This window comes from Pseudomonas sp. H1_A03 (assembly GCF_054685145.1).
This window is the reverse complement of record NZ_CP162829.1, coordinates 352,391-378,691: the sequence shown is the minus strand read 5'-3', so window position 1 is coordinate 378,691 and position 26,301 is coordinate 352,391. Positions and strand designations below refer to the sequence as shown.

The 26,301-nt window shown below is 57.0% G+C and carries 21 protein-coding genes, 1 other RNA gene and 1 pseudogene; 10 read left to right on the top strand and 13 right to left on the bottom strand.

Annotated features, from left to right (window positions below; translation table 11 throughout):
* Window positions 1–281: 281 nt before the first annotated feature.
* Together AB4O35_RS01730 and AB4O35_RS01725 are read right to left on the bottom strand one after the other, a co-directional pair.
* On the bottom strand, window positions 282–626 hold the full coding sequence (locus tag AB4O35_RS01730; protein ID WP_460149482.1) for a hypothetical protein: 345 nt from the start codon (window positions 624–626) through the stop codon (window positions 282–284).
* A 97-nt stretch (window positions 627–723) separates the two neighbouring features.
* Window positions 724–984, bottom strand: coding sequence for a hypothetical protein (locus AB4O35_RS01725; protein WP_460149480.1), 261 nt, complete (start codon window positions 982–984; stop codon window positions 724–726).
* A 952-nt stretch (window positions 985–1,936) separates the two neighbouring features.
* On the opposite strand from AB4O35_RS01725, the gene AB4O35_RS01720 reads away from it, so the two are divergent.
* The 4 genes from AB4O35_RS01720 to AB4O35_RS01705 are packed head-to-tail and all read left to right on the top strand — an operon-like array spanning window position 1,937 to window position 9,398.
* On the top strand, window positions 1,937–3,913 hold the full coding sequence (locus AB4O35_RS01720; RefSeq protein ID WP_460149479.1) for a type I restriction-modification system subunit M: 1,977 nt from the start codon (window positions 1,937–1,939) through the stop codon (window positions 3,911–3,913).
* Window positions 3,910–5,268 (top strand): restriction endonuclease subunit S, encoded by a 1,359-nt coding sequence (locus AB4O35_RS01715; RefSeq protein ID WP_460149478.1) that lies wholly within the window; start codon window positions 3,910–3,912, stop codon window positions 5,266–5,268. Before AB4O35_RS01720 ends, AB4O35_RS01715 begins: the two co-directional genes overlap by 4 nt.
* Window positions 5,268–8,477, top strand: coding sequence for a type I restriction endonuclease subunit R (locus tag AB4O35_RS01710; protein WP_460149477.1), 3,210 nt, complete (start codon window positions 5,268–5,270; stop codon window positions 8,475–8,477). The genes AB4O35_RS01715 and AB4O35_RS01710 overlap by 1 nt, the downstream gene beginning before the upstream one ends.
* 9 nt (window positions 8,478–8,486) lie before the next feature.
* A complete protein-coding gene (locus AB4O35_RS01705; protein WP_048377091.1) occupies window positions 8,487–9,398 on the top strand; it encodes a restriction endonuclease in 912 nt (303 codons plus the stop codon).
* 173 nt (window positions 9,399–9,571) lie between these two features.
* On the opposite strand, the gene AB4O35_RS01700 is transcribed toward AB4O35_RS01705, so the two are convergent.
* The 8 genes and pseudogenes from AB4O35_RS01700 to AB4O35_RS01665 form a co-directional block, all read right to left on the bottom strand.
* Window positions 9,572–11,077, bottom strand: coding sequence for a YfjI family protein (locus tag AB4O35_RS01700; protein ID WP_460149476.1), 1,506 nt, complete (start codon window positions 11,075–11,077; stop codon window positions 9,572–9,574).
* Window positions 11,074–11,322: a helix-turn-helix transcriptional regulator gene (locus AB4O35_RS01695; protein WP_460149475.1), complete on the bottom strand. Its 249-nt coding sequence runs from the start codon at window positions 11,320–11,322 to the stop codon at window positions 11,074–11,076. Before AB4O35_RS01695 ends, AB4O35_RS01700 begins: the two co-directional genes overlap by 4 nt.
* A gap of 48 nt (window positions 11,323–11,370) precedes the next feature.
* A pseudogene (locus AB4O35_RS01690) lies at window positions 11,371–11,627 on the bottom strand (hypothetical protein).
* Between the two features lie 44 nt (window positions 11,628–11,671).
* The gene (locus tag AB4O35_RS01685; protein ID WP_460149473.1) at window positions 11,672–12,229 is read right to left on the bottom strand and encodes a pyocin activator PrtN family protein; all 558 of its coding nucleotides are present in this window, start codon (window positions 12,227–12,229) and stop codon (window positions 11,672–11,674) included.
* Window positions 12,230–12,569: 340 nt separating this feature from the next.
* Window positions 12,570–12,966, bottom strand: a transfer-messenger RNA (tmRNA) gene (ssrA, locus tag AB4O35_RS01680).
* Between the two features lie 104 nt (window positions 12,967–13,070).
* On the bottom strand, window positions 13,071–13,349 hold the full coding sequence (locus AB4O35_RS01675; RefSeq protein ID WP_033898249.1) for a hypothetical protein: 279 nt from the start codon (window positions 13,347–13,349) through the stop codon (window positions 13,071–13,073).
* Window positions 13,350–13,499: 150 nt separating this feature from the next.
* Window positions 13,500–16,310: an FAD-binding and (Fe-S)-binding domain-containing protein gene (locus AB4O35_RS01670; protein ID WP_065945468.1), complete on the bottom strand. Its 2,811-nt coding sequence runs from the start codon at window positions 16,308–16,310 to the stop codon at window positions 13,500–13,502.
* Between the two features lie 70 nt (window positions 16,311–16,380).
* Window positions 16,381–18,075, bottom strand: a complete 1,695-nt coding sequence (locus AB4O35_RS01665; RefSeq protein WP_065945467.1) for a lactate permease LctP family transporter — start codon at window positions 18,073–18,075, stop codon at window positions 16,381–16,383.
* A gap of 251 nt (window positions 18,076–18,326) precedes the next feature.
* On the opposite strand from AB4O35_RS01665, the gene AB4O35_RS01660 reads away from it, so the two are divergent.
* Window positions 18,327–19,094 carry an FCD domain-containing protein gene (locus AB4O35_RS01660; RefSeq protein ID WP_049711475.1) on the top strand — a complete coding sequence of 256 codons (768 nt, stop codon included), beginning with the start codon at window positions 18,327–18,329 and terminating at the stop codon, window positions 19,092–19,094.
* A gap of 36 nt (window positions 19,095–19,130) precedes the next feature.
* On the opposite strand, the gene smpB is transcribed toward AB4O35_RS01660, so the two are convergent.
* Window positions 19,131–19,613, bottom strand: coding sequence for an SsrA-binding protein SmpB (smpB, locus tag AB4O35_RS01655; RefSeq protein WP_049711476.1), 483 nt, complete (start codon window positions 19,611–19,613; stop codon window positions 19,131–19,133).
* Window positions 19,614–19,781: 168 nt separating this feature from the next.
* Between smpB and AB4O35_RS01650 the strand changes: the two genes are divergently transcribed.
* The gene (locus AB4O35_RS01650) at window positions 19,782–20,216 is read left to right on the top strand and encodes a type II toxin-antitoxin system RatA family toxin (protein WP_049711477.1); all 435 of its coding nucleotides are present in this window, start codon (window positions 19,782–19,784) and stop codon (window positions 20,214–20,216) included.
* A complete protein-coding gene (locus AB4O35_RS01645; RefSeq protein WP_065875299.1) occupies window positions 20,209–20,511 on the top strand; it encodes an RnfH family protein in 303 nt (100 codons plus the stop codon). Before AB4O35_RS01650 ends, AB4O35_RS01645 begins: the two co-directional genes overlap by 8 nt.
* Before the next feature lie 60 nt (window positions 20,512–20,571).
* Here the strand turns inward: AB4O35_RS01645 and AB4O35_RS01640 are convergent, their stop codons facing one another.
* Window positions 20,572–21,099, bottom strand: a complete 528-nt coding sequence (locus tag AB4O35_RS01640) for an outer membrane protein assembly factor BamE (protein WP_016976810.1) — start codon at window positions 21,097–21,099, stop codon at window positions 20,572–20,574.
* Between the two features lie 98 nt (window positions 21,100–21,197).
* Between AB4O35_RS01640 and fur the strand changes: the two genes are divergently transcribed.
* Window positions 21,198–21,602, top strand: coding sequence for a ferric iron uptake transcriptional regulator (gene fur, locus AB4O35_RS01635; RefSeq protein ID WP_003194220.1), 405 nt, complete (start codon window positions 21,198–21,200; stop codon window positions 21,600–21,602).
* An 86-nt stretch (window positions 21,603–21,688) separates the two neighbouring features.
* Here the strand turns inward: fur and recN are convergent, their stop codons facing one another.
* A complete protein-coding gene (gene recN / locus AB4O35_RS01630; protein ID WP_065945466.1) occupies window positions 21,689–23,362 on the bottom strand; it encodes a DNA repair protein RecN in 1,674 nt (557 codons plus the stop codon).
* 254 nt (window positions 23,363–23,616) lie between these two features.
* Between recN and grpE the strand changes: the two genes are divergently transcribed.
* Window positions 23,617–24,177: a nucleotide exchange factor GrpE gene (gene grpE / locus AB4O35_RS01625; protein ID WP_049711480.1), complete on the top strand. Its 561-nt coding sequence runs from the start codon at window positions 23,617–23,619 to the stop codon at window positions 24,175–24,177.
* 102 nt (window positions 24,178–24,279) lie between these two features.
* Window positions 24,280–26,196, top strand: coding sequence for a molecular chaperone DnaK (gene dnaK / locus AB4O35_RS01620; RefSeq protein ID WP_065881650.1), 1,917 nt, complete (start codon window positions 24,280–24,282; stop codon window positions 26,194–26,196).
* Window positions 26,197–26,301 lie beyond the last annotated feature (105 nt).

Sequence of the window (26,301 nt, the reverse complement as noted above, 5' to 3'; positions counted from 1 at the left end):
CCTTCCCCTTAGGTGGGGCAAAGTTTACGGTGTTTAAACGGTCCGCCTGAAACGGGGTTACATCAGCGCATTGGTGAACTGCTTGGTGCTGGCCAGGGCATTCGGGGCAACCGTTCTCCATGCAGGGTTCAGTACCACCACAGCGCTTAAACCCGATGAAGTGACCAAGTAACGACGCAGTTTTGCGCACTGTCGAGCAGCAGTGACATCCTTTACGAATTCTAACCAGGCGGTATTCGCCGCCAGGTAGCATTCCGGTCGCCTGGAATGTGCTGGCTCGTCTAACGGCCCAGATGCCATAGCAATACCCTGATAATTCTGGCGCGCAGGAGAAAGCTTGCGACTGACACCGCAAGAGTCATACCGCCCGCCAGTTCGCCGAAACGGGCGAACGCAACGATGTTCACCATGGCGAGAACCATGATGCCGTAGAACTCGGCATTGGCCCTACCGGCAGCCAGAGCCTGATGTTCGGTGAGCATCCACTTCTGCGACAGGCAGAAGGGGCATACGGACGACTCCGGGTCACGGCCGCCCACGGGTATTCCATTGATGTAGAACGGCACGCTAATGACCACCTTTGGAACCATCATCTTCTTGCAGCACTGGCACTTAACTTTGCTCATGACGTGAACCTGCTGGACTTGGCACATTCCTGAACGTTACCCGAGCACTGGCGAATCCCAAGCCACCACCATGCGCATCTGCCGATGTGCTGCAAAATCAGTCAGTGTGATGCTTCTTATCGAGATGATCTGCGACCTTGTAGCCAATCACCGCAGCCACTCCCAGCGTGCCGACCACGCCGATGACCGCATAAACCAGTAGCTCAATCGAGTCCATGTCTTGCTCCTTCTGGGCTGAAAATTTGCACTGAATACAGCTTCTCATCTGCCATGCCAATCCCAAGGACTTTATCCTCCTGAAATGCGTTCCGTCGGTTCTTGGGTGACTAAATTCCAAAGCGACCAGCGCACCGCTCATATCGCGCTCCGCGACACGTTTCAAAAAAACATGCTCACTTCCCATCTATTACTTATGGGAGTCTGACGGTTCACCTCCCATAGAGTGATCTGCCGATCTGAGCGAAGGGGTGTCGTGAAGGGGTGTTGTCTCTGTAACCCGCATGAATACTGGGTTTCAGGTCTTTCACGAGCTTTGTACAAGATAATTGGCGTTGTGAAGGGGTGTCGTGAAGGGGTGTTGTCTCTGTAACCCGCATGAATACTGGTTTCAGGTCTTTCACGAGCTTTGTACAAGATAATTGGCGTTGTGAAGGGGTGTCGTGAAGGGGTGTTGTCTCTGTAACCCGCATGAATACTGGATTTCAGGTCTCTCACGAGCTTTGTACAAGATAGTTGACGTTGTGAAGGGGTGTCGTCTCTGTAAGCCTTATGAATGCTGGGCATCGGGTACTTAATGGGCCTTGTACAAGTCGATTGGCGTTTTAAAGGGGGGGGGCGTGAGTAGGTGTCGTCGCTGCCGCTCTATGGATATAGGGTCTCCACAGTTCGCAATGTGCCATGGCGGCAGCGGGAGAACGACAGGAGATGACAACTGAGCATCAAAAGGTATATCCGCCAGGAGCGCACTGTGACAACACATGGTGGGCAAATGACGACTCTCCGGGCCAGCGAAAGGGCGCGAGCAATGGATGTGCAACAAATGACGACGATGAGTTGCTTTAGAAATCCCGCTACTCAAATGGTTAGGCTGGCTGATCGGTTTTTTGCCGGGAAACCACTGCATAGGCTGCTAAAACCCCCTTTCGAGAACACATTGCAGCAGACATATCGTTGCTGGCTATACGTTCGAGTGCGGCCTTAGCACCTTTGAGTATTCGGAGCAGAGTGAAAATAGGCCGTCGGTTCTGTGACAGGGTGCCAGCTCTAAGGGGTAAACTTGCGTTTTTGCCCGTACTCCAAGGAGTTATTGCGTGAACACGGAAAATCATTCCCAGACGGCCGCGTTTCTATGGTCCATTGCCGATCTGCTGCGCGGTGACTTCAAACAATCGCAATACGGTCGCATCATCCTGCCATTCACCCTGTTACGGCGCATGGAGTGCGTGCTCGCACCGACCAAAGGTGAGGTGATCAAACAAACCTTCGCTCAGGAAGGCCGTCCAGACCAAGTGCGTGAGATGATTCTGCTGCGCGCTGCCGGCCAGCAGTTCTTCAACGGCTCGCCACTGACCCTTGGCACGCTGTCAGACACCCAAACCGCCGCCGACCTGATGAGCTACGTGCAGGCGTTCAGCAAGGATGCCCGCGAGATCTTCGAGCACTTTCACTTTGAAGATTTCGTTCAGCAGCTGGAAACCGCCAACCTGCTGTATCAGGTGGTGCAGCGTTTCGCGGCAACCGATCTGAGCCCCGAGTTCATCAGCAACTTCGGCATGGGCATCATCTTCGAAGAGCTGATCCGCAAGTTCGCGGAAAGCTCCAACGAAACCGCCGGGGAGCACTTCACCCCGCGCGATATCGTGCACCTCACCACCTCGCTGGTGATCACCGATCAGGATCACAAGCTCGCGCCCAACAGCATCGTCACCATCTATGACCCAACCGCCGGCACGGGCGGTTTTCTGTCCGAGGGTGATGAGTACATCCAGTCCATCAGCGAGAAGGTCAGCGTGTCGCTGCACGGCCAGGAGCTCAACCCCGAGTCCTACGCCATCTGCAAGGCGGACATGCTGATCAAGGGCCAGGACGTGGCCAGCATCAAGCTCGGCAACACCCTGTCCAACGATCAGCTGGCCGACAAGCGCTTCGACTTTATGCTCAGCAACCCGCCGTTCGGCGTGGAATGGAAGAAGGTACAGAAGCAGATCACCGACGAGCACAGCCACAAGGGTTTCGACGGCCGCTTCGGGCCCGGCCTGCCGCGTGTGTCCGATGGCTCGCTGTTGTTCCTGCTGCACCTGGTCAGCAAGATGCGCGACCCTCGCGACGGTGGCTCGCGCATCGGCATCATCCTCAACGGTTCGCCGCTGTTCACCGGCGGCGCGGGTTCGGGTGAGTCGGAGATTCGCCGCTACCTGCTGCAAAACGACCTAGTCGAAGCCATCGTCGCGCTGCCGACCGACATGTTCTACAACACCGGCATCGCCACCTATGTGTGGATTCTCTCCAACCACAAGGCCGCTGCGCGCCAGGGCAAGGTGCAGTTGATCGACGGCAGCCAGCACTACGCCAAAATGCGTAAGTCGCTGGGCAGCAAGCGCCAGTACATCACCGAAGAGCAAATCAGCGAGCTGGTGCGCCTGTATGGTAGCTTCGAGCACAGCGCGCAGAGCAAAATCTTCCCCATCGACGCCTTCGGCTACCGGCGTATTACCGTCGAGCGCCCGCTGCGCCTGAACTTCCAAACTAGTGCCGAGCGCATCGCTAAGGTGCTGGAAGAAAAAGCCCTGCAGAAACTCGACAGCGCCGCTCAGCAACAGCTGCTGGCCGCTCTGCAAGCGATGGACGTCAGCCAACTGCACCGTAACCGCGAGCAGTTCAGCAAGCTGCTGAAAAAAGCCCTCGCCGCGCACAGCGTCAGCCTCAGCACGCCGGAACTCAAAGCCCTGATGAGCGCCCTGAGCGAGCGCGACCCTGAGGCGGATATCTGCATGACCAAGGGCCAGCCTGAAGCCGACGCCGGCCTGCGCGACAACGAGAACGTGCCGTTGGGCGAGTCGGTGTACGACTACTTTCAGCGCGAAGTCATCCCCCATGTGCCAGATGCCTGGATCGACGAAAGCAAGACCGATGCACTGGACGGCGAGGTCGGCATTGTCGGTTTCGAGATTCCCTTTAACCGGCACTTCTATGTATTCCAGCCGCCGCGCCCGCTGGCCGAAATCGATAGCGACCTGAAAGCTTGTACTGACCGGATCAAGCAGATGATTGAGGGGCTGTCGGCATGAGTTTCCGAGCCTATCCGGAATACAAACCATCTGGTTTTGATTGGTTGCCAGAAGTCCCCGCACATTGGGTGGATAGGAAGATCGCGAGGGATATCCCATTTGTGGTTGGTTGGACGCCGCCATCAGGCAAGGATGAATACTACGACGGTGATTTGCCTTGGGTCACGATTGCTGACATGACGCAGATGTCCGTCGAGGATACGAAGTCAAAAATCAGCCACCTCGCGGTTCAAGACAAAGGTGCGAAGGTAGTTCCTGCGGGCAGCATGCTCTTTTCGTTCAAGCTGTCTGTTGGAAAGATCGCCTTTCTAACAATTGATTCGTATACAAACGAAGCGATAGCAGGGTTTCTCCCTTGCGGGCCGCTTGATCTTGAATACTGGAAATACGCCGCACCAGAATTTATTCCTAGGTATGGCCGAGAGAATATCTACGGCGCGACTCTGCTGAATCAGGAACTCATTAGCTCTGTGCGATTTTCTGCCCCAGCGCGGGCTGAACAAACCCAAATCGCCCGCTTCCTCGACCACGAAACCGCCCGCATCGACGCGCTGATCGAAGAGCAGCAGCGCCTGATCGAACTGCTCAAGGAAAAGCGCCAGGCCGTGATCTCCCACGCCGTCACCAAAGGCCTCGACCCCACGGTGCCGATGAAAGATTCTGGCGTGGAATGGCTAGGCGAAGTGCCAGCGCATTGGGAAGTAAAACAACTTAAACATGTAGTAGATCCTAATACGTCGATCACCTACGGAATCGTTCAAGCTGGCCCAGAGTTTGAAGGTGGCATCCCATATATCCGGACCAGCGATATGAGCGGAGAAGAGCTTCCTGTCTCAGGTTATCCGCTCACCTCTCCTGATATTGATGAGTCTTATGCAAGATCGCGTGTGCGACCGGGGGACATTGTCATGTCTATACGCGCATCTGTTGGAAAGTGCTTGCCCGTCCCTGACGAATTGAAAGTGGCCAATCTCACGCAAGGTACTGCAAAGATCTCGGCTGGCCAGGACATTACTCGAAACTTTCTTCTAGCGTTCCTCAACGCAGGAGCCACTCAAAACTACTTCGATTTAATGGCCAAAGGTGCAACATTCAAAGAAATCACTCTAGATGCATTGAGGCGAACGCCTGTGCTCTTACCTCCTGTAAATGAGCAGATCTATATCGACCAGTTAGTGGCTAAGCACACCGGTTTATTGGATGAAATTTGTAAGCAAGCGATCCAGAGTGTTTCGCTGCTCAAACAACGCCGCTCCGCCCTTATCTCCGCCGCCGTCACCGGCAAAATCGACGTACGCGGATGGCAGCCACCGGCCAGCGCGCGAACTCCCGAACTAGTAGAAGAGGCCGTGTGATGGCGGACAGCAAGGAAGCTCAGTTTCAGCAGGACATTATCGACGCCCTGGCTGCCCAAGGCTGGCTAGTCGGCACAGCCAGCGGCTATGACCGGCGCACGGCGCTGTATACCGAGGATGTGCTGGGTTACTTCAAGGACGCCTGGCCAGAGCGCTGGGACAAGTTCGCCAAGGCCAACCCGAATGACCCGGACGATGTGCTGGTGCAAAAGCTGGTGCGCGAGCTGGAGCAGAGCGGCACCCTGGATGTGCTGCGCCACGGCTTTAAGCTGCCGGCGGTAAAGGTCGAGCTGTGCAGCTTCCAGCCCGACCACGGGATGAACCCGGACACCCTTAAGCGCTACCATTGCAACCGCCTGCGCGTGGTGCCAGAGGTATCTTACTCGCCGCATGCGCGTGAGGCTGGCAGCAGTGGGCAGAGCTACAACCCACGGCTGGATCTGGTGCTGTTCGTCAACGGCATCCCCACCGCCACGCTGGAGCTGAAAAGCGAGTTCAAGCAGTCGGTGGAAAACGCCAAGCGCCAGTACCGCTACGATCGCCCGGTCAAAGACCCGCTGACGCGCAAGCCCGAGCCGCTTTTGAGCTTCAAGCGCGGCGCACTGGTGCACTTTGCCGTGGGCCAGAACGAAGTGGCGATGACCACCAAGCTGGCCGGCAAGGACACCTTCTTCCTGCCGTTCAACCTCGGCAGCGAGGAAGGCGGCGCCGGCAACCCGCTGCCGGCGGACGATAGCCAGTACGCCACCAGTTACCTGTGGCAGCGGTTGTTCCAGCCCGATGCCTGGCTCAAGGTGCTGGGGCGTTTTCTGCACCTGGACAAAAAAATCAGCGAAGGCTTCCACGGCACGCCGGTAACCAAGGAAACGATGATCTTCCCGCGTTACCACCAGTGGGAAGTGGTCAACCAGCTGATCAACACCACCCGCGCCGAAGGGCCGGGCAAGCGCTATTTGATCCAGCACAGCGCTGGCTCGGGCAAGTCCAACTCCATTGGCTGGACGGCCCATCAACTGGCCTCGCTGTACGACGATGCCGGCCAGCGCCTGTTCAACTCGGTGATCGTGATTACCGACCGCACCGTGTTGGATAAGCAGCTGCAGGACACCATCTACCAGTTCGAGCATGCCCAGGGCGTGGTCAAACAAATCAACCGTGAAACTAGCAGCCAGAGCAAATCCGAGCAGTTGGCTGAGGCACTGGCTGAGCAGACGCGCATCATCATCGTCACCATCCAGACCTTCCCGGCGCTGTTCGATGCCCTGGACAAGTACCCCAAGCTGGCCAGCGGGCGCTATGCGGTGATCGCCGACGAAGCGCACTCCTCGCAGACCGGCTCATCGGCCGGCAAGCTGAAACAGATTCTCTGCAGCGATGCCCTGGAAGGGGAAGAAATCAGCGCCGAAGAGCTGCTCGACGCCGCCGTGCAGGCGCGCCAACCGAATGAGCGCATCAGCTACTACGCCTTTACCGCCACGCCTAAGGCCAAGACCCTGGAGCTGTTCGGTCGCCCGGCCGACCCGACGCTGCCGGCCAGCTCCAGCAACAAGCCCGAGGCGTTTCACCTGTATTCCATGCGCCAGGCCATCGAGGAGGGTTTTATCCTCGACGTGCTGCGCAACTACACCACCTACAGCACCGCCTGGAAGATCGCCCACCCGGATGGCGAAGACGACGAGGTGGACAGCAAGAAGGCGCGCATCAAGTTGGCCCGCTGGGTGCGTTTGCACCCTTACAACATTAGCCAGAAGGTCGAGGTGATCGTCGAGCACTTCCGCGCCAATATCCGTGGCCTGCTGAATGGCCAGGCCAAGGCCATGGTGGTGACCAGCAGTCGTCAGGAGGCGGTGCGTTACCAGTTGGCAGTGAAGGCCTATGTGCAGCAGATGGGTTACAGCGATGTGCACCCGCTGGTGGCGTTCTCCGGCAGCGTGTTGCCGGATGAGGTGATCCCCGAAGAGGTGACGGAAAGCAGCAGCCTGCTCAACACCGGCCTGAATGGCCGCGACCTGGCGCAAGCGTTCGACACCCAAGACTTCAATGTGATGATCGCGGCCAACAAGTACCAGACCGGCTTCGATCAGCCCAAGCTGTGCGCCATGTACGTGGACAAAAAGCTGCAAGGCGTGGACTGTGTGCAAACCCTGTCGCGGCTGAACCGCACCTTTGGTGACAGCAAGCAAACCTTCATCCTCGACTTCTTCAACGAGCCGCAGGACATTCTCGACGCCTTCTTGCCGTACTACACCAAGGCCGAACTGACCGACGTGACCGACCCGCAGATCATCTATGACCTGCAGAAGAAGCTGGATGCCGAGGGCATCTATCACTGGCAGGAGGTCGAGGCGTTCGCCATGGCCTTCTTCGACCCCAAGGCGGCGGCCAGCAAGCTCAGTTACTACTGCACGCCGGCCAAGGAGCGCTTTGCCAAGCGGTATGCCTTCTCCGTGGAGTCGCGCCAGCAGGCGCTGGACTTCAAGCGCACCGCCGAAGCCAACGGCGACAGCGCCGGCCTGAAAAAAGCCGAGCACGCGCTGAAAGAGGCTGGCGAGCAGGTGGACCAGCTCGACCTGTTCCGCAAGAACCTGCAGAGCTTTGTGCGCCTGTACGAGTTCCTCTCGCAGATCGTGCCCTATGAGGATCGCGAACTGGAGCAGCTGTGCGTGTACGCCAAGCACCTACACCCGCTGCTGCGCGTGGATCGCCTGCAGCAAGACGACGTGGACGTGGGCGAACTGCAACTGAGCCACTACCGCCTGAGCAAGCGCGCCGAGCACCAACTGCGCTTGAGCGAAGAAGACGGCGACTACACCCTCAAACCTGGCAGCGACGTGGGCAGCGGCAAGCCGCATGACCCGGAGAAAAAGCGCCTGTCAGAAATCATCGAAGCGCTGAACGATATCTTCGGTGCCGAGGTGAGCGACGACGACCAACTGCAGTTCCTCACCGGTATCGCCCAGCGCATCAGCCGCCAAGAGGATGTGATGGCCCAGGTGAACAACCACTCGGTTGACCAAGTGATGCACGGCCTGTTCCCCAAGCGCGTGCTGGACACCGTGCTCGATGCCATGACCGACCACGAAAAGCTGTCACTGCAAGTGCTGGATAACGAAACTAAGAGCCGGGCGTTTGCGCTGGTGATTTTGAAGATGCTGAAGACGGCAGCCGGGCTCGATGAGAGTGGCTTGCGCGGCGGCCAACAAGGTTAAGGAGTACTGATGGCAATTCCGGATTTTCAAAGCGTGATGCGGCCGGTGCTGGTCACTGTGCAGAACGGTGTGCCGTTACCGCTCAATGAGTTGCGCGAGCGGGTGGCCGATCAGTTCCAGCTAAGCGAGGATGAGCGCAAGGAACGCCTGCCATCCGGCCATCAGACGGTGATCAACAACCGTGTGGGCTGGGCTCGCACCTACCTGAATAAGGCCGGGCTGCTTTGCATTCCCGCCAAGGGCATGGTGCAGATCACGCCGCGCGGGCTCGATGCCCTGGCCAATGGGCCGGAGCGCATCACGGTGAGCTGGTTAAAGCAGTTCCCCGAGTTCGCTAACTTCCATGCCGCCAAGCCTCAAGTAGCTGATTTACCTGCTGCACTGGACATTGAGATTTCCGAGACCACGCCGGATGAGCAGTTGGCCGAAGCGCATCAGGCATTAGTGCAGTCACTGGCAGACGAGCTGCTGGCGCAAGTGCGGGCAGCGACACCTAGCTTCTTTGAACAGCTGGTGGTCGATCTGATGATCGCCATGGGCTACGGCGGTTCGCGCAACGAAGCCGGCAAGGCGACTCAAGCGACCAATGATGGCGGTATCGATGGCATCATCAAAGAAGACAAGCTCGGTCTTGACGTGATCTACCTGCAGGCCAAGCGCTGGACCAACACGGTGCATCGCCCGGAGATCGACAAGTTCATCGGAGCCTTAACCCGCCAGCGAGCACGAAAGGGCGTGTTTATCACCACTTCGGACTTTTCCGATGGTGCCCGTACTGCAGCGCTGGGGCTGGATATCAAGGTGGTGCTGATCGACGGTGTTGAGCTGGCGCGTCTGATGGTGGAGAACAACCTGGGGGTGAGCGTTAAGCAGGTGTACGAGGTGAAGCAGCTCGACAGCGACTACTTCACAGAGGAGTAAGTCACAACCCAGGTAGCCGGCTCACCCAAGTAAGTATGAACTCGGAGATCACTGTTGTTGTGGCAGTTTTATCCCTGCCAGGGGTAAGAGCTACCTACGAAACCTACAGAACTAGGTTTCGTAGGTTTCGTAGGTCGCCCTACCGGTCTTTTTAGTGAACAGGTTGGGGTGAGCTACGTTTTTCGCCAGACATAGCGAATCGATGGGCGGCCACCTTTTTCTCCGGCCACCTCGTAGCCAACGATGAAGTCATGTTCAGCTAGAACGGCGAGCGCATTATTTACCGCGTCCTGCGTGCCTAATCCTGTCCAATCCTTCTGGCGCACCTCTCGGGCAGTAAATGGCTCGGGCAATTTCCGCTGGCGCTCCAGAATCAGCCGCGCAGCGATTAGTGCTGCGTTAATTGCCGCCCCGTACATCCGCTGGGCGTGGCTCATCAGGTAGTTTGCCCAGTTGATGGCGCGGTCAGTGGACTTAGCGCCCACGGCTTCCCGTCCGCCTTCAATCAGCTCAAATAGGAGGGCCAAGCCTGCAATGGTTTTCGGCATTTTCAGGTAATGGGATTGCAATGCGGGGTGAAGATGATCGCTCCGGCTTGCTTGCATGTGGGAGGTATACCAGGCGATAAACTTCTCCTGGGCTTCTGGAGTAAATCTGAGGGCAGAGTGAGGCTCATCAGGTATCTGATCGAGCTGTTCGATAACCTCCGAGACGCGCTCAGCGGCGATTTTGTTCGGCCAACGGTCGATATAACGCCACTCTCGAACATCGTCGGGATATACCGCCAGCTGCATGCGCTGAATCAGGCCGTCATCCAGTTCGCCGCTGATGGCAGCGTTTACAAGGGACGCAATTCGTGAGGGTTGAATCCCACCGATCAACGATAAACAACATGATTTGATATAAATGGTTCCTCGGCCTATACGGTCATAGGTGAATGAGCCGTTGCCGTCGAAACATTCCAAATAAAATGCTCGCGCAACCGAACCGTCTTCGCTCTGCATCGTTGCCAGCCAGCCCCCCAGCTCGTCACGCTCAACTACTAGGCCGTTTGGATTCTCGTTGAGCAGCTCGCCGAGTTTTTCGACCGTTGCGTCGTTGACGATGTAGCGCCGCTGAATTGGGGGCGGGTTCTCGCTTGAGTGACGTTTCAGTTCTTCCTGAGCTGCATTCTCGTCACCCCCACTGTAAAGCTTTCTGGCTTTTACCCTGGCTGCATTGCGCTTCATGTCGTAAAGCTCGCTAGCGGCCTTGTGCTCGGCTTGAGCTTGGCTATAGCGTTCTCGCGCTTTGGCATCCAAGGCGCGCAATGGAAGCAGGGCCTGTTTGAGTGCCGGCGTTTTCATCGCAGACGGGCGCCCGATGATGAGGCCCCACTGGTTTGGAACGACCATCCAGTCATCGTTCTGTTTCGGGTAGACGCTGAATTTGCGCCCGACTACTGTGCTGACTGCCACGATAAGCGCGACCCCAACAAAATCAGGTGGGCACTGGGTACGCTCAGCAACATCTCGCACGTACTCCTGAAGAGCAGTAGGCAATAGTTCATCAAACCAGGGCATGACCCTGGCCAACCCGCTCGGTAGTGGCTTTGGCGCAATGTTAGGATTCATGTATGCGGCAAATGCCGGCGCGGGCATCTCTGCTAAGAACGACGGTATCTGCTCGTGTGTAGTCATTGCTCTTCTCGCCCGGCGAGATCCAGAGTGATACCATCACGCTCGCTGATCTTGCTCTCCAGCCAGGCTTCCACCTCTGAGACAACGAAGTACACCCCAGCCTGTTTGCTCGGGCCAAATTTGATGGGGCGTGGGAAGCTGGCATCGGTTTCGCGCAGCTTTTCTAGTCCGGAGCGGCTCTTGTCGAAGCAGTGCTGAAGAGAGGTGTGACTGATCAGGTATTTCTTGGGGGCATGTGTCGACATGTATGGGGCTCTGTGTGTAAGTCGACTCCTATTAAATATCCTGTCCGGTCAGTGGGGGGGCGATTTCAAACCAAAAAAGCGCCGGAAAACGTCCTGTCGATTGTTGAAGTAAAGGCGACAGCCGCGGATGGGCTTTGCGGTTAGACAGTCCAGGGCGCCGCGCACATTGTCGGAGACTTCTGACGATCCTTGCTGCTCCGCCCATTTGGACAATCCATAATGGCTGCCTCGAGCGCGAGCTGATTTTCGTTGATCTTGTAAAGCAAAGTGGGGAGCAGGGCTGAGTTGGGCGTGGGAGGTCCGATTTTTGAGATGAGAAATGCGATTTATTGGCTGTTCTGCTACATCCCTAGTTCTGACTCTTTAGCATTCTAGACTTTTTGATTCGTAGATCGCACCACTCGATTACCTCTACCCTAACCCAGGCCACAGCTCGACCACCTAGTTTAATTTGTCGTGGAAATGTGCTCTGACTTACCATTTTGTAGATCGTACTAGTCGACATACCAGTAATTCGCTTTACTTCAGCCAGCCTAATGAAAAGGATCGGTTGCCGACTAAGATCATTTGACTCTCCAGGTCGAGAAAATGTATCAGCCTCAGGTTTTTCGACTTCGCGCGGCTCTTGGCTCAAGGTTTTGGTAGCCTGCTTTCTCGTCCGATCAAGCTCAAGCTTGGCTCTATCTCGCTGTCGATCAATGTAATCAGCAAGATCCGACAGATGAACGCCTCGTGCAGTTTTTTCGTTCAGCTCCATGGAGACAATCAGTAGGTCAATCTCGCCTGAGGAGACCTTTGTTCGTAGATTTGCTGGTGTCAGATGAGTGAAATAGTCGGCGCATACCCGACTCAAGGACACAATCGTCTGGCCATGATATTGAGCCATTAAGAGAAAAAGAGTGTTCATCGCTCGACTCCTTCGCATAACGGCGACATTAATCTACCGGTGCGGTTTGTTCCATCCTTCGGGTCCAAGCATTTTGCCAGTCTCTCTGCTCAAGTCGACTCACGAAAAATCGTCACGAAAGCCTCGTCTTCCTTCCCGCGCGAATGATAGCTGTCAGGTCCTTCTGCGTTTTCATTCATCTTTGCACCGCTCCTGGTTATCGCCTGAGCTTAGCGGGAATGCAGCAGATAATCATCGCAGATGCTGTCATTAAGCTGGCATAACCGAGCCAAAACCACCCATTCAGGCACAAAAAAGGCACTTGCGATAAACGCTAAGTGCCTGATTTTTATAGCTAATTTGGTGGAGCCGGGGGGATTTGAACCCCCGTCCGCCAGTACTCCGCTGTCGGTACTACATGCGTAGCCGTTTCTATTAAGTTAACCCTCAGCGACCCGAAGGGCAGGGTGCTTTGGGCGAGTTGTGTAAGTTTTAGCCGCTTCGTCCACAACGTACTGCACGGCGATTCTGTTCTATATGACAATCACTTTGGGTTTACAGACATCCCCTGGTGATTGCTGGACCCGAAGGTACCAGAAGCTCAGGGCTAAGGCTGCTTACGCAGCGAGAGCGAATTCCTGGCCGTAGTTTTCGTCATTGGCAACTATAAGAAGTTGCAACAGTGGATTTACGAGTTCTGTTACCAACTCGGCATGCACCTAAAGTTTCGCGACCGGCGTCGAATCCTAAACGGCCCCGTGCTTGTAACTCGTTGTTTCTTAGTGAGTGACAAGCCTGTGCAGTGTACGCCAAACCGTCACGGAAGGCCAACCCGAAGGTTGGTCGTCCCTGACGGTGCTGCCTATTGGCCGCCTTTTTCGCTGTTCTGCAGGTCTTGCAGGGCCTTGGAGGTGATTTCGATGCACTTCTTGTCATCACCTGCGGCGTGGGCGGCTTTGGCCGAGGACACGGCAGTGTCTATTTCGCCGCTTTTGCCACTGGTGTCGGTGGCGAGCAGCGCTTTACCGTTGTTGATTTTGTCCAGGTTGATCTGGCACAGGTCTTTATCACCTGCCGCGAAAGCAGGGGACGCCAGCATCGCAGCGGTAATGAACAAGCCAGCAAGAGCGGAACGCTTCATAGGGTATCTCCTTGCGCAAAAGGGCTCGACGCTGCTGGCGTTGAACGGCTGCCAGCGACATCAGTGATGAGCCTCGTTTGTCGAGGCCTATGCAGATGACTACGCTGGCGCGCCAGGGTTCTGTTTTTTTGCAGGCTCATTTTTGCAGGATCAGTGGGCGCGGGCCTGTGTAACACGGTCCACCAGGTAGACCAGCCCGTGATAATCAATGCCGCCATGCTGGCTTAGGCCGATCTCGCAGGTGCGGCTGGTGGAAATGCCTTCGCTGCAATATTGCACCGCGTCCTTGAGGGTGCGCAGTGAGTGGGCGTTGAGTTCCGGCGTGGTGAAACCCTTATCGCCAGCAAACCCGCAGCAATGAATGCCTTCCGGGATGACCACGGTGTTGGAGCAACGCCGGGCTAGGTCGATCAGCGCCTGGCTCTCGCCCAGATGCTGGGTGCTGCAGGTGACGTGCACGGCGATGGGGGCTGCCTGTGGTGTGAAATCGAGGCGATCCATCAAGTGAGTGCGGATAAAACGCACAGGATCGTAAAGATCCAGCCGTGTTTCAGCCAGATCCTGCACCAGGCGCAAGGTGCACGGACTGGTGTCGCAGTAAATCGGGTCGAGCCCGCCGCGGCTGGCGTGGAGCAGGGCGCCGATCAATTCCTGGCGCTTGTGTTCGGCCTGTTCAACGTAGCCTTTGGAGGCAAAGGGCTGGCCGCAGCACAGGTTGTCCTGATTGTCGGGGAAGACGACTTGGTAACCGGCCTTTTCCAAGAGGCTGCGGGTTTTGTCGTACAACGACATCTGTTCTTTATCTCCCGCCGCCGGGCCCATGGCGCGTGAGACGCAGGCGGCCAAGTAGACCACCCGTGGCCGCTCGTCAGTGACCGCCGGGCTGAAGCGGATGGCTTTCTCCGGCTGCGGCATGGCGTTTGTCCACTGCGGAATCTGTCCCTTGGACAGCTTGGTCACGCTGGCCGACAGCTTCGCCAGGCGAGGTGCGCCCAGCAGCATGCGCGCGCCATTGGCCACATGCAGGGTAAAGCGCACGCCCTGCAGCGCAGTGGCGAAATGAGTGGCGAGCCATTCGGCCGTTTTCGTACGGTCGGCGTCACGGCTGCGCAGTTTTTTCACCAAGTCGCCGGTATTGATTCCCACGGGGCAGCGTTGAGCGCAAAGGCCGGTGGCGGCGCACGTGTCGATGCCTTGATAGTGGTAGGCGGCTTCCAGCTCGGTGGTGTCAACGCCAGCTCGTTTCTTCGCCTGGATATCGCGCCAGATCACGATGCGTTGGCGTGGACTCAAGGTCAGGCCTCTCGACGGGCACACCGGCTCGCAGAAGCCGCACTCGATGCACTTATCCACAAGCTCGTCGGCGGCGGGTAGCGGCTTGAGGTGTTTGAGGTGGATTTGCGGGTCTTCGCTGAGCACCACGTCCGGGTTGAGGATGCCGTTGGGGTCGAGTAGCCGCTTGAGTTGCCACATCAATTGATAGGCGTCGCTGCCCCACTCCAACTCAACGAACGGCGCCATGTTGCGGCCGGTACCGTGTTCAGCTTTCAACGAACCACCAAACTCCACCGCCACCAGTTGCGCCACGTCGTCCATGAACGCTTGGTAGCGTGTGATTTCTTCCGCGCTGTTGAAGCCTTGAGTGAACACGAAGTGCAGATTGCCTTCCAGTGCGTGTCCGAAAAGTATCGCTTCGTCGTAGTGATGTTTGTCGAACAGTTCGATCAAGCGGTTGACGCCGATTGCCAGTTGCTCGACCGGAAAGGTGACGTCTTCGATGATCACCGTGGTGCCGGTTTTGCGTACGGCGCCGACAGCGGGAAAGGTGTCTTTGCGAATGGCCCACAGGCGCGCATTTTCTACCGGGTCTTCGGTGAAATCGACCTGTTTCTCCACAGGGAAATCGGCCAGTGAGGCCATGATCAGCGCCAATTGCTCATGCAACAAAGACGGCGACGCTGCGCGAGATTCGATCAACAGTGCGCAGGCATTTTCCGATAGGTATTGTACGAAGGCGGGCATGCCCGGCTTGTCTTGTACCGAGCGCATGCTGCGTCGATCCAATAGCTCGACGGCCGAGACCGGTTGGGTCTTGAGGGCGGTCACCGCGTTGCAGCAGGTCTCGACATCCGGAAACACAATCAATGCCGAGGCTTTGTTCGGATGATCAACCACCGTGTCATAGGTGACCGCACTGATAAATCCAAGCGTACCCTCGGAGCCCACGAGCAGATGGCTGAGGATATCCAACGGCTCATCGAAATCCACCAGGGCATTAAGTGACAGCCCGGTGGTATTTTTCAGACGGTATTTGTGGCGGATTTTTGCCGCCAATTCAGCGTTTGCCCGCGTCTCGCGCCCCAATGCAGCCAGGCGTTCCAGCAGCCTGCCGTGTTGTTCGCGAAACGCCGCCACGCTGGCCGCGTCTTCGGTGTCCAGTCGGCTGCCGTCAGCCAGTACCAAGCGGATGCCTGCCAGGGTGTGATAGGTGTTCTGCGCCGTGCCGCAGCACATACCGCTGGCGTTGTTGGCGACGATGCCGCCGATCTTGCAGGCATTGATCGACGCCGGATCCGGCCCGATCTTGCGTCCAAAAGGCGCCAGCCACGCATTGGCCTGGGCGCCGATCACGCCAGGTTGCAGGCGAATTTGCGTGCCCTGCCCACGAACTTCGCGGCCGTTCCAATTGTCCCCCAGCACGATCAGCACTGAGTCGCTGATGGCTTGGCCCGAAAGGCTGGTGCCGGCTGCGCGGAAGGTGACGGCCACACGGTCGCGTTGGGCGAATTGCAACAGCGCCACCACCTCGTCTTCCGACTCCACGCGGATCACCAGCTGTGGGATCAGTCGGTAAAAACTCGCGTCGGTGCCGAAAGCAAGGGTGGAAAGTGGATCGTCGAAACGCCGATCTTTCGGGATCAGTTGTGCGACGTCGCTCAGAAAAGCAGCAGGCAGGCTCATCGGTCCTCCAGAAATAGCAGACGCCGGAATGGGTGTCCGGCGTCGATTCTTACCCTATTACGTACCGGCCTTAATGCACCAGCATACCGGTGAGCCAGTAGGCCTGCGCCAGGGTGATCAGCCCGACGATCGTCGCAAAAAACAGGCTGTGCTTGAGGGTAAAGCGGAACAAGTCGGACTCCTTACCCACCAAACCTGTGGCGGCGCAGGCCACGGCAATCGATTGTGGCGAGATCATTTTGCCGGTCACACCGCCACTGGTATTCGCGGCGACCAACAGTGTGTCGTTGACCCCGATCTGATGCGCGGTGGTGGCTTGCAGCGAGCTGAACAAAGCATTGGACGACGTGTCGGAGCCTGTCAGGAAAACGCCCAGCCACCCGAGGAATGGCGAGAAGAATGGGAAGGCTGCACCTGTGCCCGCCAATACCAGCGCCATGGTTGAAGACATGCCGGAGTAGTTGGTGACAAAAGCGAAGGCCAGCACCATGCCAATGGACAGGATTGGCCAGCGCAGTTCGTAGAAGGTCTCTTTTAAAGTGGTAAGACCAGTTTTTAGATTGATCTTCAGCACCAGCATCGAGATCAGCGCAGAGAAGAAAATCGCTGTGCCGGTCGCCGAGATGGGGTCCAGCTTGAACACCGCCGGAATTGCAGTGGGGTTGGTCACAATCGGCGCAACTTTGATCACCAGTTGGTCCAGGTGCGGGATCGCGAAGTTGAACACCCAGCTATACATCGAGCCGCCAGCGGCGAACATGGCTTTGAACGGCTTGAGGGTCCAGATAGTGACCAGCACGGTCAGAATAAGGAACGGTGACCAGGCCTTGAAAATTTGCCCCAGGCTGTAGGGCGAGACAACCGTGTTGCGTGGCAGGCCAAAACCGCCGGCGCTGGCGGTGACCGCTGCGCTTGAAGTCGCACCGGCAATCTGTGCACCTGCTGTGCGCTTGGGTTGCCAGACTTTCAGGAACAGGGTCAGGGAGATCAGGCTGGCGAGCGCGGAGGTGATGTCCGGCAGTTCCGGGCCGATGAAGTTGGAAGTGAAGTACTGGGTGATGGCAAAGCTCAAGCCCGCTACCAGTGCGGCCGGCCAGGTTTCACGCACGCCGCGCAAGCCGTCCATCATGAACACCAGCCAGAACGGCACGAACAGCGACAGCAGGGGCAACTGACGGCCAGTCATGGCGCCGATTTTGAACGCATCGATGCCAGTCACTTGACCTGCAACGATGATCGGGATGCCGAGTGCACCGAAGGCCACGGGGGCGGTGTTGGCAATCAGGCACAGGCCAGCGGCGTACAGTGGATTGAAGCCCAGGCCGACGAGCAGTGCCGCAGTGATTGCCACGGGAGCGCCGAAACCGGCGGCACCTTCCAGAAATGCGCCGAAGCAAAAGCCGATCAGCAGCACTTGCAGGCGTTGGTCGTCGGTGATCGATAGGACTGAGCTGCGAATGACTTCGAACTGGCCGCTCTTGACGGTCAGTTTGTACAGGAACACGGCCGCGACAATGATCCACGCGATAGGCCAAAGGCCATAGGCAAAACCGTAACCGGCGGCGGCCAGTGCCATATCCACCGGCATCTGGAAGGCAAAGATTGCCACCAGGATCGACAGCGCCAAGGTAATGCTGCCGGCTACGTGACCTTTGAGGCGGAACACGGCCAGGGCCAGAAAGAAGAATACGATCGGAATAACCGCCGCCAGTGCGGACAGGCCGAGGCTGCCGAGTGGGCTGTAGAGCTGTTGCCAGGTTTGCATATGGGGTGGCCCCTGATTGTTGTTGTTTGGTCAGCTTGGATAATTGGTAATACCAATTTACAATCGCTGTTGGCTAGAGTAAAAGCCTTGGCAGGGGTGTGTCAATTTGCCGCTCGCGAAACTTTGGTCGTAGGTCCGCGGGCAGGTCGTTCTGATCGGTTGAAACGAGGGCGTTCTGATAGGTGCTGCAAGCGCTTCGATAGGCCAGAATAGAGGCCCCGGCGAGTGGTCGGGATGGTGGAGAATGAGTTATGGGGTTTGATCAGGTGCGTCAGCGCCGTTTGTCTGACGATATCGTCGAGCAGCTTGAGGGCATGATCCTCGAGGGCACGCTAAAGTCCGGCGAGCGCTTGCCGGCCGAACGGGCGTTGGCTGAGCAATTTGGCGTCTCGCGCCCTTCCTTGCGGGAGGCGATCCAGAAATTGTCTGCCAAAGGTTTGCTCGTCAGCCGTCAGGGCGGGGGTAACTACGTGGCCGAGTCATTGGGCTCGACTTTCAGTGATCCGCTGCTGCACCTGCTGGAAAACAATCCCGAAGCTCAGCGTGATCTGTTGGAGTTTCGCCAGACCCTTGAAGCCTCTTGTGCCTATTACGCAGCGCTGCGCGCCACCGAAGTCGACCGCGAACGTCTTACCGCAGCTTTCGAAGCGCTGCAGGATTGCTACACCCGCTCTGATGAAGCGAGTCGAGTGGAGGAGGGCGCGGCGGATGCGCGGTTTCACCTGGCTATCGCTGAGGCCAGCCACAACGCCGTGCTACTGCACACCATTCGCGGGCTGTTCGACTTGCTCAAGCGTAACGTGGTGACCAACATTGGTGGCATGTACCAGCAGCGTACGGAAACCCGTGACATGTTGATCAGTCAGCATCGGGATCTGTACCTGGCAATCATCGAGGGGCGGGCCGAGCAGGCGCGAGAAGTTTCCACACGTCACCTGCTGTATGTGCAGGAAGTGTTGGAGGAGGTGCGTCAGGAGGTTCAGCGTGTGGCGCGTGCGGAGCGGCGCAAGGGAATGTAGCCGAGGGAAGTTCCCAGGGCTACACCGCAGCAAGGATCAGTCTTCCTTGCCCTTGTTACGCACAGCACGATGCAATTCGCGATTGGAATCGCGCTCGCGCTCGGTATCACGCTTGTCGTATTCCTTCTTGCCTTTGCCCAAGGCGATCTCGCACTTGACCAGGTGCTTGCTCCAGTACCAGGACAGGCAGATGCAGGCGTAGCCCTTCTGCTGTACGGCGGAGGCGAGCTTTTCCAGTTCGCGAGCGTTGAGCAACAATTTGCGCGTGCGTACCGGGTCGGCAATCACGTGGGTGCTCGCGGTGGTCAGCGGGGTGATATGACTGCCGAGCAGCCACGCCTCGCCATCCTTGAGCAGCACATAACTGTCGACCAGTTGCAGCTTGCTGGCACGCAGACTCTTTACTTCCCAGCCGGCCAGGACCAGACCAGCCTCGAACCGATGTTCGATGAAGTAATCGTGTCGCGCCTTTTTATTTTGCGCGATGGTCCCTGTGGGGTGTTTCTTTTGTTTAGCCATAGGGGCGGCATTATAGGGAGTTGCGAGCGTGTCGGCTACGGTCAACCTGCGTGCTTGAGCGTGTTGGACGAATCCCGGACAATGCGGGCAGTTCTCTGGTTTTTTTCTTTCGCGGATCGGGCTGTTCCTTCGCGATGTTTGCCGCTCAGCTGTGGAAATAACGCACACATGACGACGCATATTCAACGTTCGGCGCTGCTGCCTTATCCGGCTCAAGCGCTTTATGACCTGGTCAACGACGTGGCGCGTTACCCGGAATTCTTGCCCTGGTGCTCGACGGCCGAAGTGCTGGAGGGCAGCGATGAGCACATGGTCGCCAGCGTTGGGGTCGCGAAGGGCGGCCTCAGCCAGCACTTTGTAACGCGCAATGTGCTGGTGCCCGGGAAATCCATCGAAATGAATTTGCAGGAAGGGCCTTTCACCCAGTTGCATGGCGTCTGGGTATTCAAGGCGCTGACCGATAAGGCCTGCAAAATCAGCCTGGATCTTTCCTTTGATTACGCCGGGCCTATCGTGCGGGCGACGTTGGGGCCTCTATTCAACCAAGCGGCCAATACCTTGGTGGATGCATTCTGTCAGCGAGCCAAGCAACTGCATGGTTGAGATTGAAGTGGTGTATGCCGCCGTGGATCGCCAGGTTTTGCTGTTGGTGACAGTGCCGGAGGGCACCAGCGTGCGCTCGGCGGTGCAGGCGTCAGGTATTGCCGTGCACTTTCCAGAGCTGGATCTGGCTGATTGCCCTTTGGGGATATTCGGCAAGGTGGTCGCGGACGCGCAAGTGCGTGCCGTGCAGGCGGGTGATCGTATTGAGATTTACCGGTCGCTGCTGGCGGACCCGAAAGAGGTGCGCCGGCTGCGCGCAGCCAAGGCTGCTTTGGCCAAGCAGCAGAACTCGTAAGCCCTCCAAATGGCAGGCAGCAAAAAGCCCGGCATGCCGGGCTTTTTGTTGGGCGCAAACTTACTGCGGGCTGGTGTCCAGAGGCTGCGGCGTCGGGACGGGAACAGTTTCCACGCCGTCGACGTCTTTCTGGATCTTGTCGAGCAAAGATCCAGGCTTAGCCGGTACTTCAGACTTCGGCTTCTCGCCTTCCTGTGCAGGTGCGGTCACGTTAGTGCCGTTATCCTTGCCGAGCAGGGCTTCATCACGGCTTACGCCGGGCATGAAGTCACCGGACAGGCTGACAAGCTGGTCATTGCCATTGAAGATGACACTGACACGCTCCTGCTGGCGTTCACCGCCACCTGGTTGCAGGCTGTAGAGATAATCCCAGCGATCGGCGTGGAAAGTGTCGGTCAGCAGGGGGTTACCCATGATAAACCGTACTTGCCGTCGGGTCATTCCGGGGCGTAACTGGTCTATCATGTCCTGCGTGACGACATTGCCCTGCTGGATGTCGATTTTGTAAACCCCGGGGAATGAACAACCGGCGAGTGCGAGCAGTCCCACAAAGGTGAAACTGGTTAGCAAGAGCTTGGTGTTTTGCATCGGTGGGCGACTTCCACTATCTTGGCTGGGACAACGTAAACGCCGATCATACCCGTATTAAGAGAAGCTGCGAAGCAGCATCCGCGAGAAAGCTAACCATGGTTGAAAATAGCGAACTACGCAAAGCCGGTCTTAAAGTGACTCTGCCACGAGTCAAGATTCTACAAATGCTCGATTCTGCTGAGCAGCGCCACATGAGTGCCGAGGATGTCTACAAGGCGCTGATGGAGTCTAACGAGGACGTTGGCCTGGCCACGGTTTACCGTGTGCTGACCCAGTTTGAAGCCGCAGGGCTGGTGGTTCGTCATAATTTCGACGGCGGTCATGCAGTGTTCGAATTGGCTGACGGTGGTCATCACGACCACATGGTTGACCTGGATACCAATGAGGTTATCGAGTTCACCAGCCCGGAGATCGAAGCCCTGCAGCATAAGATTGCTGAGGAGCATGGCTTCGATTTGGTTGACCATAATCTGGTCCTGTACATCCGTAAGAAAAAGTAACAAGCGCTGCAGATTGACGCTGCAAAACGATCGAAGGCGACCTCAGGGTCGCCTTCGTGCTTTCTATAATAGAGAAAATTGTCCGATTAGGCCTTCGCCGCCACGACCATCTTCTTCGCGTGCGCCAAAGACTCCTTGGTCAAATCGATACCACCGAGCATGCGCGCGACTTCTTCCACGCGCTCCGACTTATTCAGCTTGGACACTGCTGTGTGTGTTGCATCACTGCCGCGTACCTTATGCACAAACAAATGCTGGTGCCCTTGGGCCGCGACTTGCGGCAAGTGAGTGACCGTTAGCACTTGGCCTCGATCCCCCAGGCGCCGCAACAACTGGCCAACAATTTCCGCCGTCGGCCCGCCAATGCCCACATCGACTTCATCGAATACCAGGGTTGGCACCCGAGAGGTTTGCGCGGTAATTACCTGAATCGCCAGGCTGATCCGCGACAGCTCGCCACCAGATGCCACTTTTGCCAGTGCTTTGAGCGGCTGTCCAGGGTTGGCGCTGACCAGTAGTTCCACCTGTTCCAGGCCGTGGGGCTGCAGTTCGTTGCTGGCGTTGGTGCGCAATTCAATAGTGAAGCGTCCGCCGGGCATACCCAGGCGCTGGATTTCCAACTCCACTGCGCTGGCCAGGCCAGTGGCTGCTTGTTGGCGCAGGTCGCTCAGTTCGCGCGCTTTCTCTTGGTAATGACGGGCGAAAGAAGCGAGCTCGTCACCCAGGCGCTCGATAGATTCATCGTTGGCGTTCAGGGTCTCGATTTCATCCAGTAGCTTCTGCTGCATCGTCGCTACTTCGGTGGGCTGGATTCGATGTTTGCGCGCCAGGGTATAAATGGTGTCCAGGCGTTCTTCTATTTCCTGCAGGCGTGCCGGGTCGGCATCGAAATGATCCAGGAAACGGTTCAGTTCGCCTACCGCTTCTTCTACTTGAATCTGTGCACTGGTGAGCAGGGTAGTGGCCTCACTCAGCGACCCGGACGCGTTGTTCACGCTCGACAAGCGATTGAGGCTGGCAGTCAGTGCATTGAGCACATTGCCGGAATCGCTCTCGCTACATTGTTCCACCACCTGCCGGCAGATACCCAGCAGGGTTTCTGCGTTGGTGAGGTTCTTATGTTCTTGCTCAAGCTGCTCTAGTTCGTTCTCGCCCAGGCCCAGGCTTTCCAGCTCTTCGAGTTGGTAACTGAGCAACTGATGACGAGCGCGTTGTTCATCGCCGGAATTGGAGAGCCGCTCCAGCTCTTGGCGAGTCTGGCGCCAGCGTTGAGCGGCAAGTTGCACCTGGCGGGCAAGGTCTGTCGCGCCAGCGTATTCGTCGAGCAGGCGGCGATGGGTGTCGGTTTTCAGCAGGGACTGGTGTTCGTGTTGGCTGTGGATATCTATCAGCAACTCGCCCAGGGCTTTCAAGTCGCCCAACGGGCAAGGTGTGCCGTTGATATAGCCACGTGAACGGCCTTCCGCCGTGATGACCCGGCGCAGGATGCACGGACCTTCATTATTAAGGTCGCGCTCGGCCAGCCAGGCTTCCGCCTCGGGTATGTCTGCCAGGTCGAAGGTGGCAAGGATGTCGGCCTTGTCCGCACCGGGGCGAACCACGCCGCTGTCGGCGCGATCACCCAGGGTAAGGCCCAGGGCGTCTAGCATGATCGACTTGCCGGCGCCGGTTTCGCCTGTGATTACGCTCATCCCGCGATCCAATTCGAGATCCAGGTGTTCAACGATGGCGTAGTTATGTACGGACAGGTGCACGAGCATGTTGGCCGCTCCCAGGCTTTAGGTCTGGTTATTTATACAGTGTTTTGTTTGGCGCTGACAATCCTGACGCTTAGCTCGATTTGCTTGAGTCAGCGTCTTTTTAAGCGCTGCCAGGAATTAGTGAGCAGGAATTGATGAAGGTCAGTCGAAAGACTTTTGGTAACGCCTTCGCCCTTGAACCTGGAAATTGTGACCCCATATACCGGAACAGAAGCGCGAGTTGAGTTCGCGCATGATTTTGAAAGGAGAAAACTATGGCTGACGAACAGACGCAGGATACGCAAACTCCAGACGCCAATTCGGCTGTCGGCGATGAGCTGGCAACTCGCGTGCAAGTGCTCGAAGAGCAATTGGCTGCTGCGCAGGACCAGTCTTTGCGTGTTGCCGCCGATCTGCAGAACGTCCGCCGCCGTGCCGAGCAGGATGTAGAAAAGGCTCACAAATTCGCACTGGAGAAGTTCGCCAGTGATTTGCTGCCGATCATTGACAGCCTGGAGCGTGGCCTTGAGTTGTCCAACCCGGACGACGAAAACATCCGCCCGATGCGCGAAGGGATCGAGCTGACCCTGAAAATGTTCCAGGACACCCTGAAGCGTTATCAGTTGGAAGCCATCGATCCAATGGGCGGTGAACCGTTCAACGCTGAACATCACCAAGCCATGGCCATGCAGGAAAGCCATGACCTGGAGCCTAATAGCGTGTTGAAAGTGTTCCAGAAGGGCTATCAGCTCAACGGTCGCCTGCTGCGCCCGGCGATGGTTGTGGTGAGCAAGGCGCCTGCACCGGTTTCGCCTTCTATTGATGAGCAGGCTTGAAATACGCCGTAAGGCCCCCATCTATAAGTCAAGCGTTTAAGTGCTACCGCAGTTAGCCACCACTGCTGCGGCAACCAAATTCAAGTTTCGGGAGAGTAAATCATGGGCAAAATTATCGGTATCGACCTGGGGACCACCAACTCCTGTGTCTCCGTCATGGAAAACGGCAAAGCTAAAGTTATCGAAAACGCCGAAGGCGCGCGTACTACGCCGTCGATCATTGCTTATGCAAATGATGGCGAGATCCTGGTTGGTCAGTCGGCCAAGCGCCAGGCTGTGACCAACCCGCACAACACGCTGTACGCGGTGAAGCGTCTGATCGGTCGTAAGTTCGACGAAGAAGTCGTACAGAAAGACATCAAGATGGTGCCTTACAAAATCGCCAAGGCTGACAACGGTGACGCCTGGGTTGAAGTAAATGGCAACAAGATGTCTGCACCGCAGATCTCGGCTGAAGTCTTGAAAAAGATGAAAAAGACTGCCGAAGATTACCTCGGTGAAGCAGTGACTGAGGCGGTGATCACCGTTCCGGCCTACTTCAACGACAGCCAGCGTCAGGCGACCAAAGACGCCGGCCGCATCGCGGGCCTGGACGTAAAACGCATCATCAACGAACCTACCGCAGCGGCTCTCGCTTACGGTATGGACAAGGCCAAAGGCGATCACACCGTGATCGTTTATGACCTGGGTGGCGGTACTTTTGACGTTTCGGTCATCGAGATCGCTGAAGTTGACGGCGAGCACCAGTTTGAAGTGTTGGCCACCAATGGTGACACTTTCCTGGGCGGTGAAGACTTCGATATTCGTCTGATCGACTACCTCGTTGACGAATTCAAGAAAGAAAGCGGCATGAACCTCAAGGGTGACCCGCTGGCCATGCAGCGCCTGAAAGAAGCTGCTGAGAAGGCCAAGATCGAGCTGTCCTCGAGCATGTCGACTGACGTGAACCTGCCGTACATCACTGCAGATGCCACCGGTCCTAAGCACTTGAACGTGAAGATCTCTCGCGCCAAGTTGGAAGCACTGGTTGAAGACCTGGTTCAGCGCACCATCGAACCTTGCCGCATCGCCTTGAAAGATGCTGGTATCGACGTTGGCTCCATCAACGACGTGATCCTGGTCGGTGGCCAGACCCGTATGCCGTTGGTGCAGCAGAAAGTTACTGAGTTCTTCGGTAAAGAAGCACGTAAAGACGTGAACCCGGACGAAGCAGTTGCCATGGGTGCTGCTATCCAAGGCGCGGTATTGGCCGGTGACGTGAAAGACGTGCTGCTGCTGGACGTCAGCCCGCTGACCCTGGGTATCGAAACCATGGGCGGCGTGATGACCGCGCTGATCGAGAAAAACACCACGATTCCTACCAAGAAATCCCAAGTGTTCTCGACTGCCGACGACAATCAAGGTGCTGTGACCATTCACGTGCTGCAAGGTGAGCGTAAGCAAGCGGCTCAGAACAAGTCCCTGGGCAAGTTCGACCTGGCTGAGATTCCACCAGCACCCCGTGGCGTGCCACAGATCGAAGTGACCTTCGACATCGATGCCAACGGTATCCTGCACGTTGGCGCGAAAGACAAGGCGACCGGCAAAGAGCAGAAGATCACCATCAAGGCCAACTCCGGTCTGTCTGATGAAGAAATTCAACAGATGATTCGTGATGCTGAAGCCAACGCTGATGCGGATGCCAAGTTTGCTGAACTGGCTGGTGCACGCAACCAAGGTGATGCACTGGTTCACTCGACACGCAAAATGGTCGCTGATGCTGGCGATAAAGTGACGGCTGAAGAGAAGGCCGCAATCGAAGCTGCCGTAGTTGCCCTGGAAGCCGCCGTTAAAGGCGACGACAAGGCTGCTATCGAAGCCAAGATCGAAGAGCTGTCCAAAGTCTCCGCGCCAGTGGCTCAGAAAATGTATGCCGAACAAGGTCAGCCAGCTGACGGTGCAGCGCAACAGGCAGAGCCTGAAGCCAAGCACGACGATGTTGTCGATGCCGAGTTTGAAGAAGTTAAAGACCAGAAGTAACTTGGTCGCCCGGTTGACCGCTTTTAAGCGGTGACTGGTAGGATGTCGCCGCGCGGGAGCTTGCTCCCGCGTTGGCGTGTCTGGGGTAGGCGAATTTTTACAGCA

Coding starts and splice junctions, on each gene's coding strand:
- AB4O35_RS01730 (WP_460149482.1), bottom strand. CDS start 626: ATGAGCAAAGTTAAGTGCCAGTGCTGCAAGAAGATGATGGTTCCAAAG.
- AB4O35_RS01725 (WP_460149480.1), bottom strand. CDS start 984: ATGAGCGGTGCGCTGGTCGCTTTGGAATTTAGTCACCCAAGAACCGAC.
- AB4O35_RS01715 (WP_460149478.1), top strand. CDS start 3,910: ATGAGTTTCCGAGCCTATCCGGAATACAAACCATCTGGTTTTGATTGG.
- AB4O35_RS01710 (WP_460149477.1), top strand. CDS start 5,268: ATGGCGGACAGCAAGGAAGCTCAGTTTCAGCAGGACATTATCGACGCC.
- AB4O35_RS01705 (WP_048377091.1), top strand. CDS start 8,487: ATGGCAATTCCGGATTTTCAAAGCGTGATGCGGCCGGTGCTGGTCACT.
- AB4O35_RS01700 (WP_460149476.1), bottom strand. CDS start 11,077: ATGACTACACACGAGCAGATACCGTCGTTCTTAGCAGAGATGCCCGCG.
- AB4O35_RS01695 (WP_460149475.1), bottom strand. CDS start 11,322: ATGTCGACACATGCCCCCAAGAAATACCTGATCAGTCACACCTCTCTT.
- AB4O35_RS01685 (WP_460149473.1), bottom strand. CDS start 12,229: ATGAACACTCTTTTTCTCTTAATGGCTCAATATCATGGCCAGACGATT.
- AB4O35_RS01675 (WP_033898249.1), bottom strand. CDS start 13,349: ATGAAGCGTTCCGCTCTTGCTGGCTTGTTCATTACCGCTGCGATGCTG.
- AB4O35_RS01670 (WP_065945468.1), bottom strand. CDS start 16,310: ATGAGCCTGCCTGCTGCTTTTCTGAGCGACGTCGCACAACTGATCCCG.
- AB4O35_RS01665 (WP_065945467.1), bottom strand. CDS start 18,075: ATGCAAACCTGGCAACAGCTCTACAGCCCACTCGGCAGCCTCGGCCTG.
- AB4O35_RS01660 (WP_049711475.1), top strand. CDS start 18,327: ATGGGGTTTGATCAGGTGCGTCAGCGCCGTTTGTCTGACGATATCGTC.
- smpB (WP_049711476.1), bottom strand. CDS start 19,613: ATGGCTAAACAAAAGAAACACCCCACAGGGACCATCGCGCAAAATAAA.
- AB4O35_RS01650 (WP_049711477.1), top strand. CDS start 19,782: ATGACGACGCATATTCAACGTTCGGCGCTGCTGCCTTATCCGGCTCAA.
- AB4O35_RS01645 (WP_065875299.1), top strand. CDS start 20,209: ATGGTTGAGATTGAAGTGGTGTATGCCGCCGTGGATCGCCAGGTTTTG.
- AB4O35_RS01640 (WP_016976810.1), bottom strand. CDS start 21,099: ATGCAAAACACCAAGCTCTTGCTAACCAGTTTCACCTTTGTGGGACTG.
- fur (WP_003194220.1), top strand. CDS start 21,198: ATGGTTGAAAATAGCGAACTACGCAAAGCCGGTCTTAAAGTGACTCTG.
- recN (WP_065945466.1), bottom strand. CDS start 23,362: ATGCTCGTGCACCTGTCCGTACATAACTACGCCATCGTTGAACACCTG.
- grpE (WP_049711480.1), top strand. CDS start 23,617: ATGGCTGACGAACAGACGCAGGATACGCAAACTCCAGACGCCAATTCG.
- dnaK (WP_065881650.1), top strand. CDS start 24,280: ATGGGCAAAATTATCGGTATCGACCTGGGGACCACCAACTCCTGTGTC.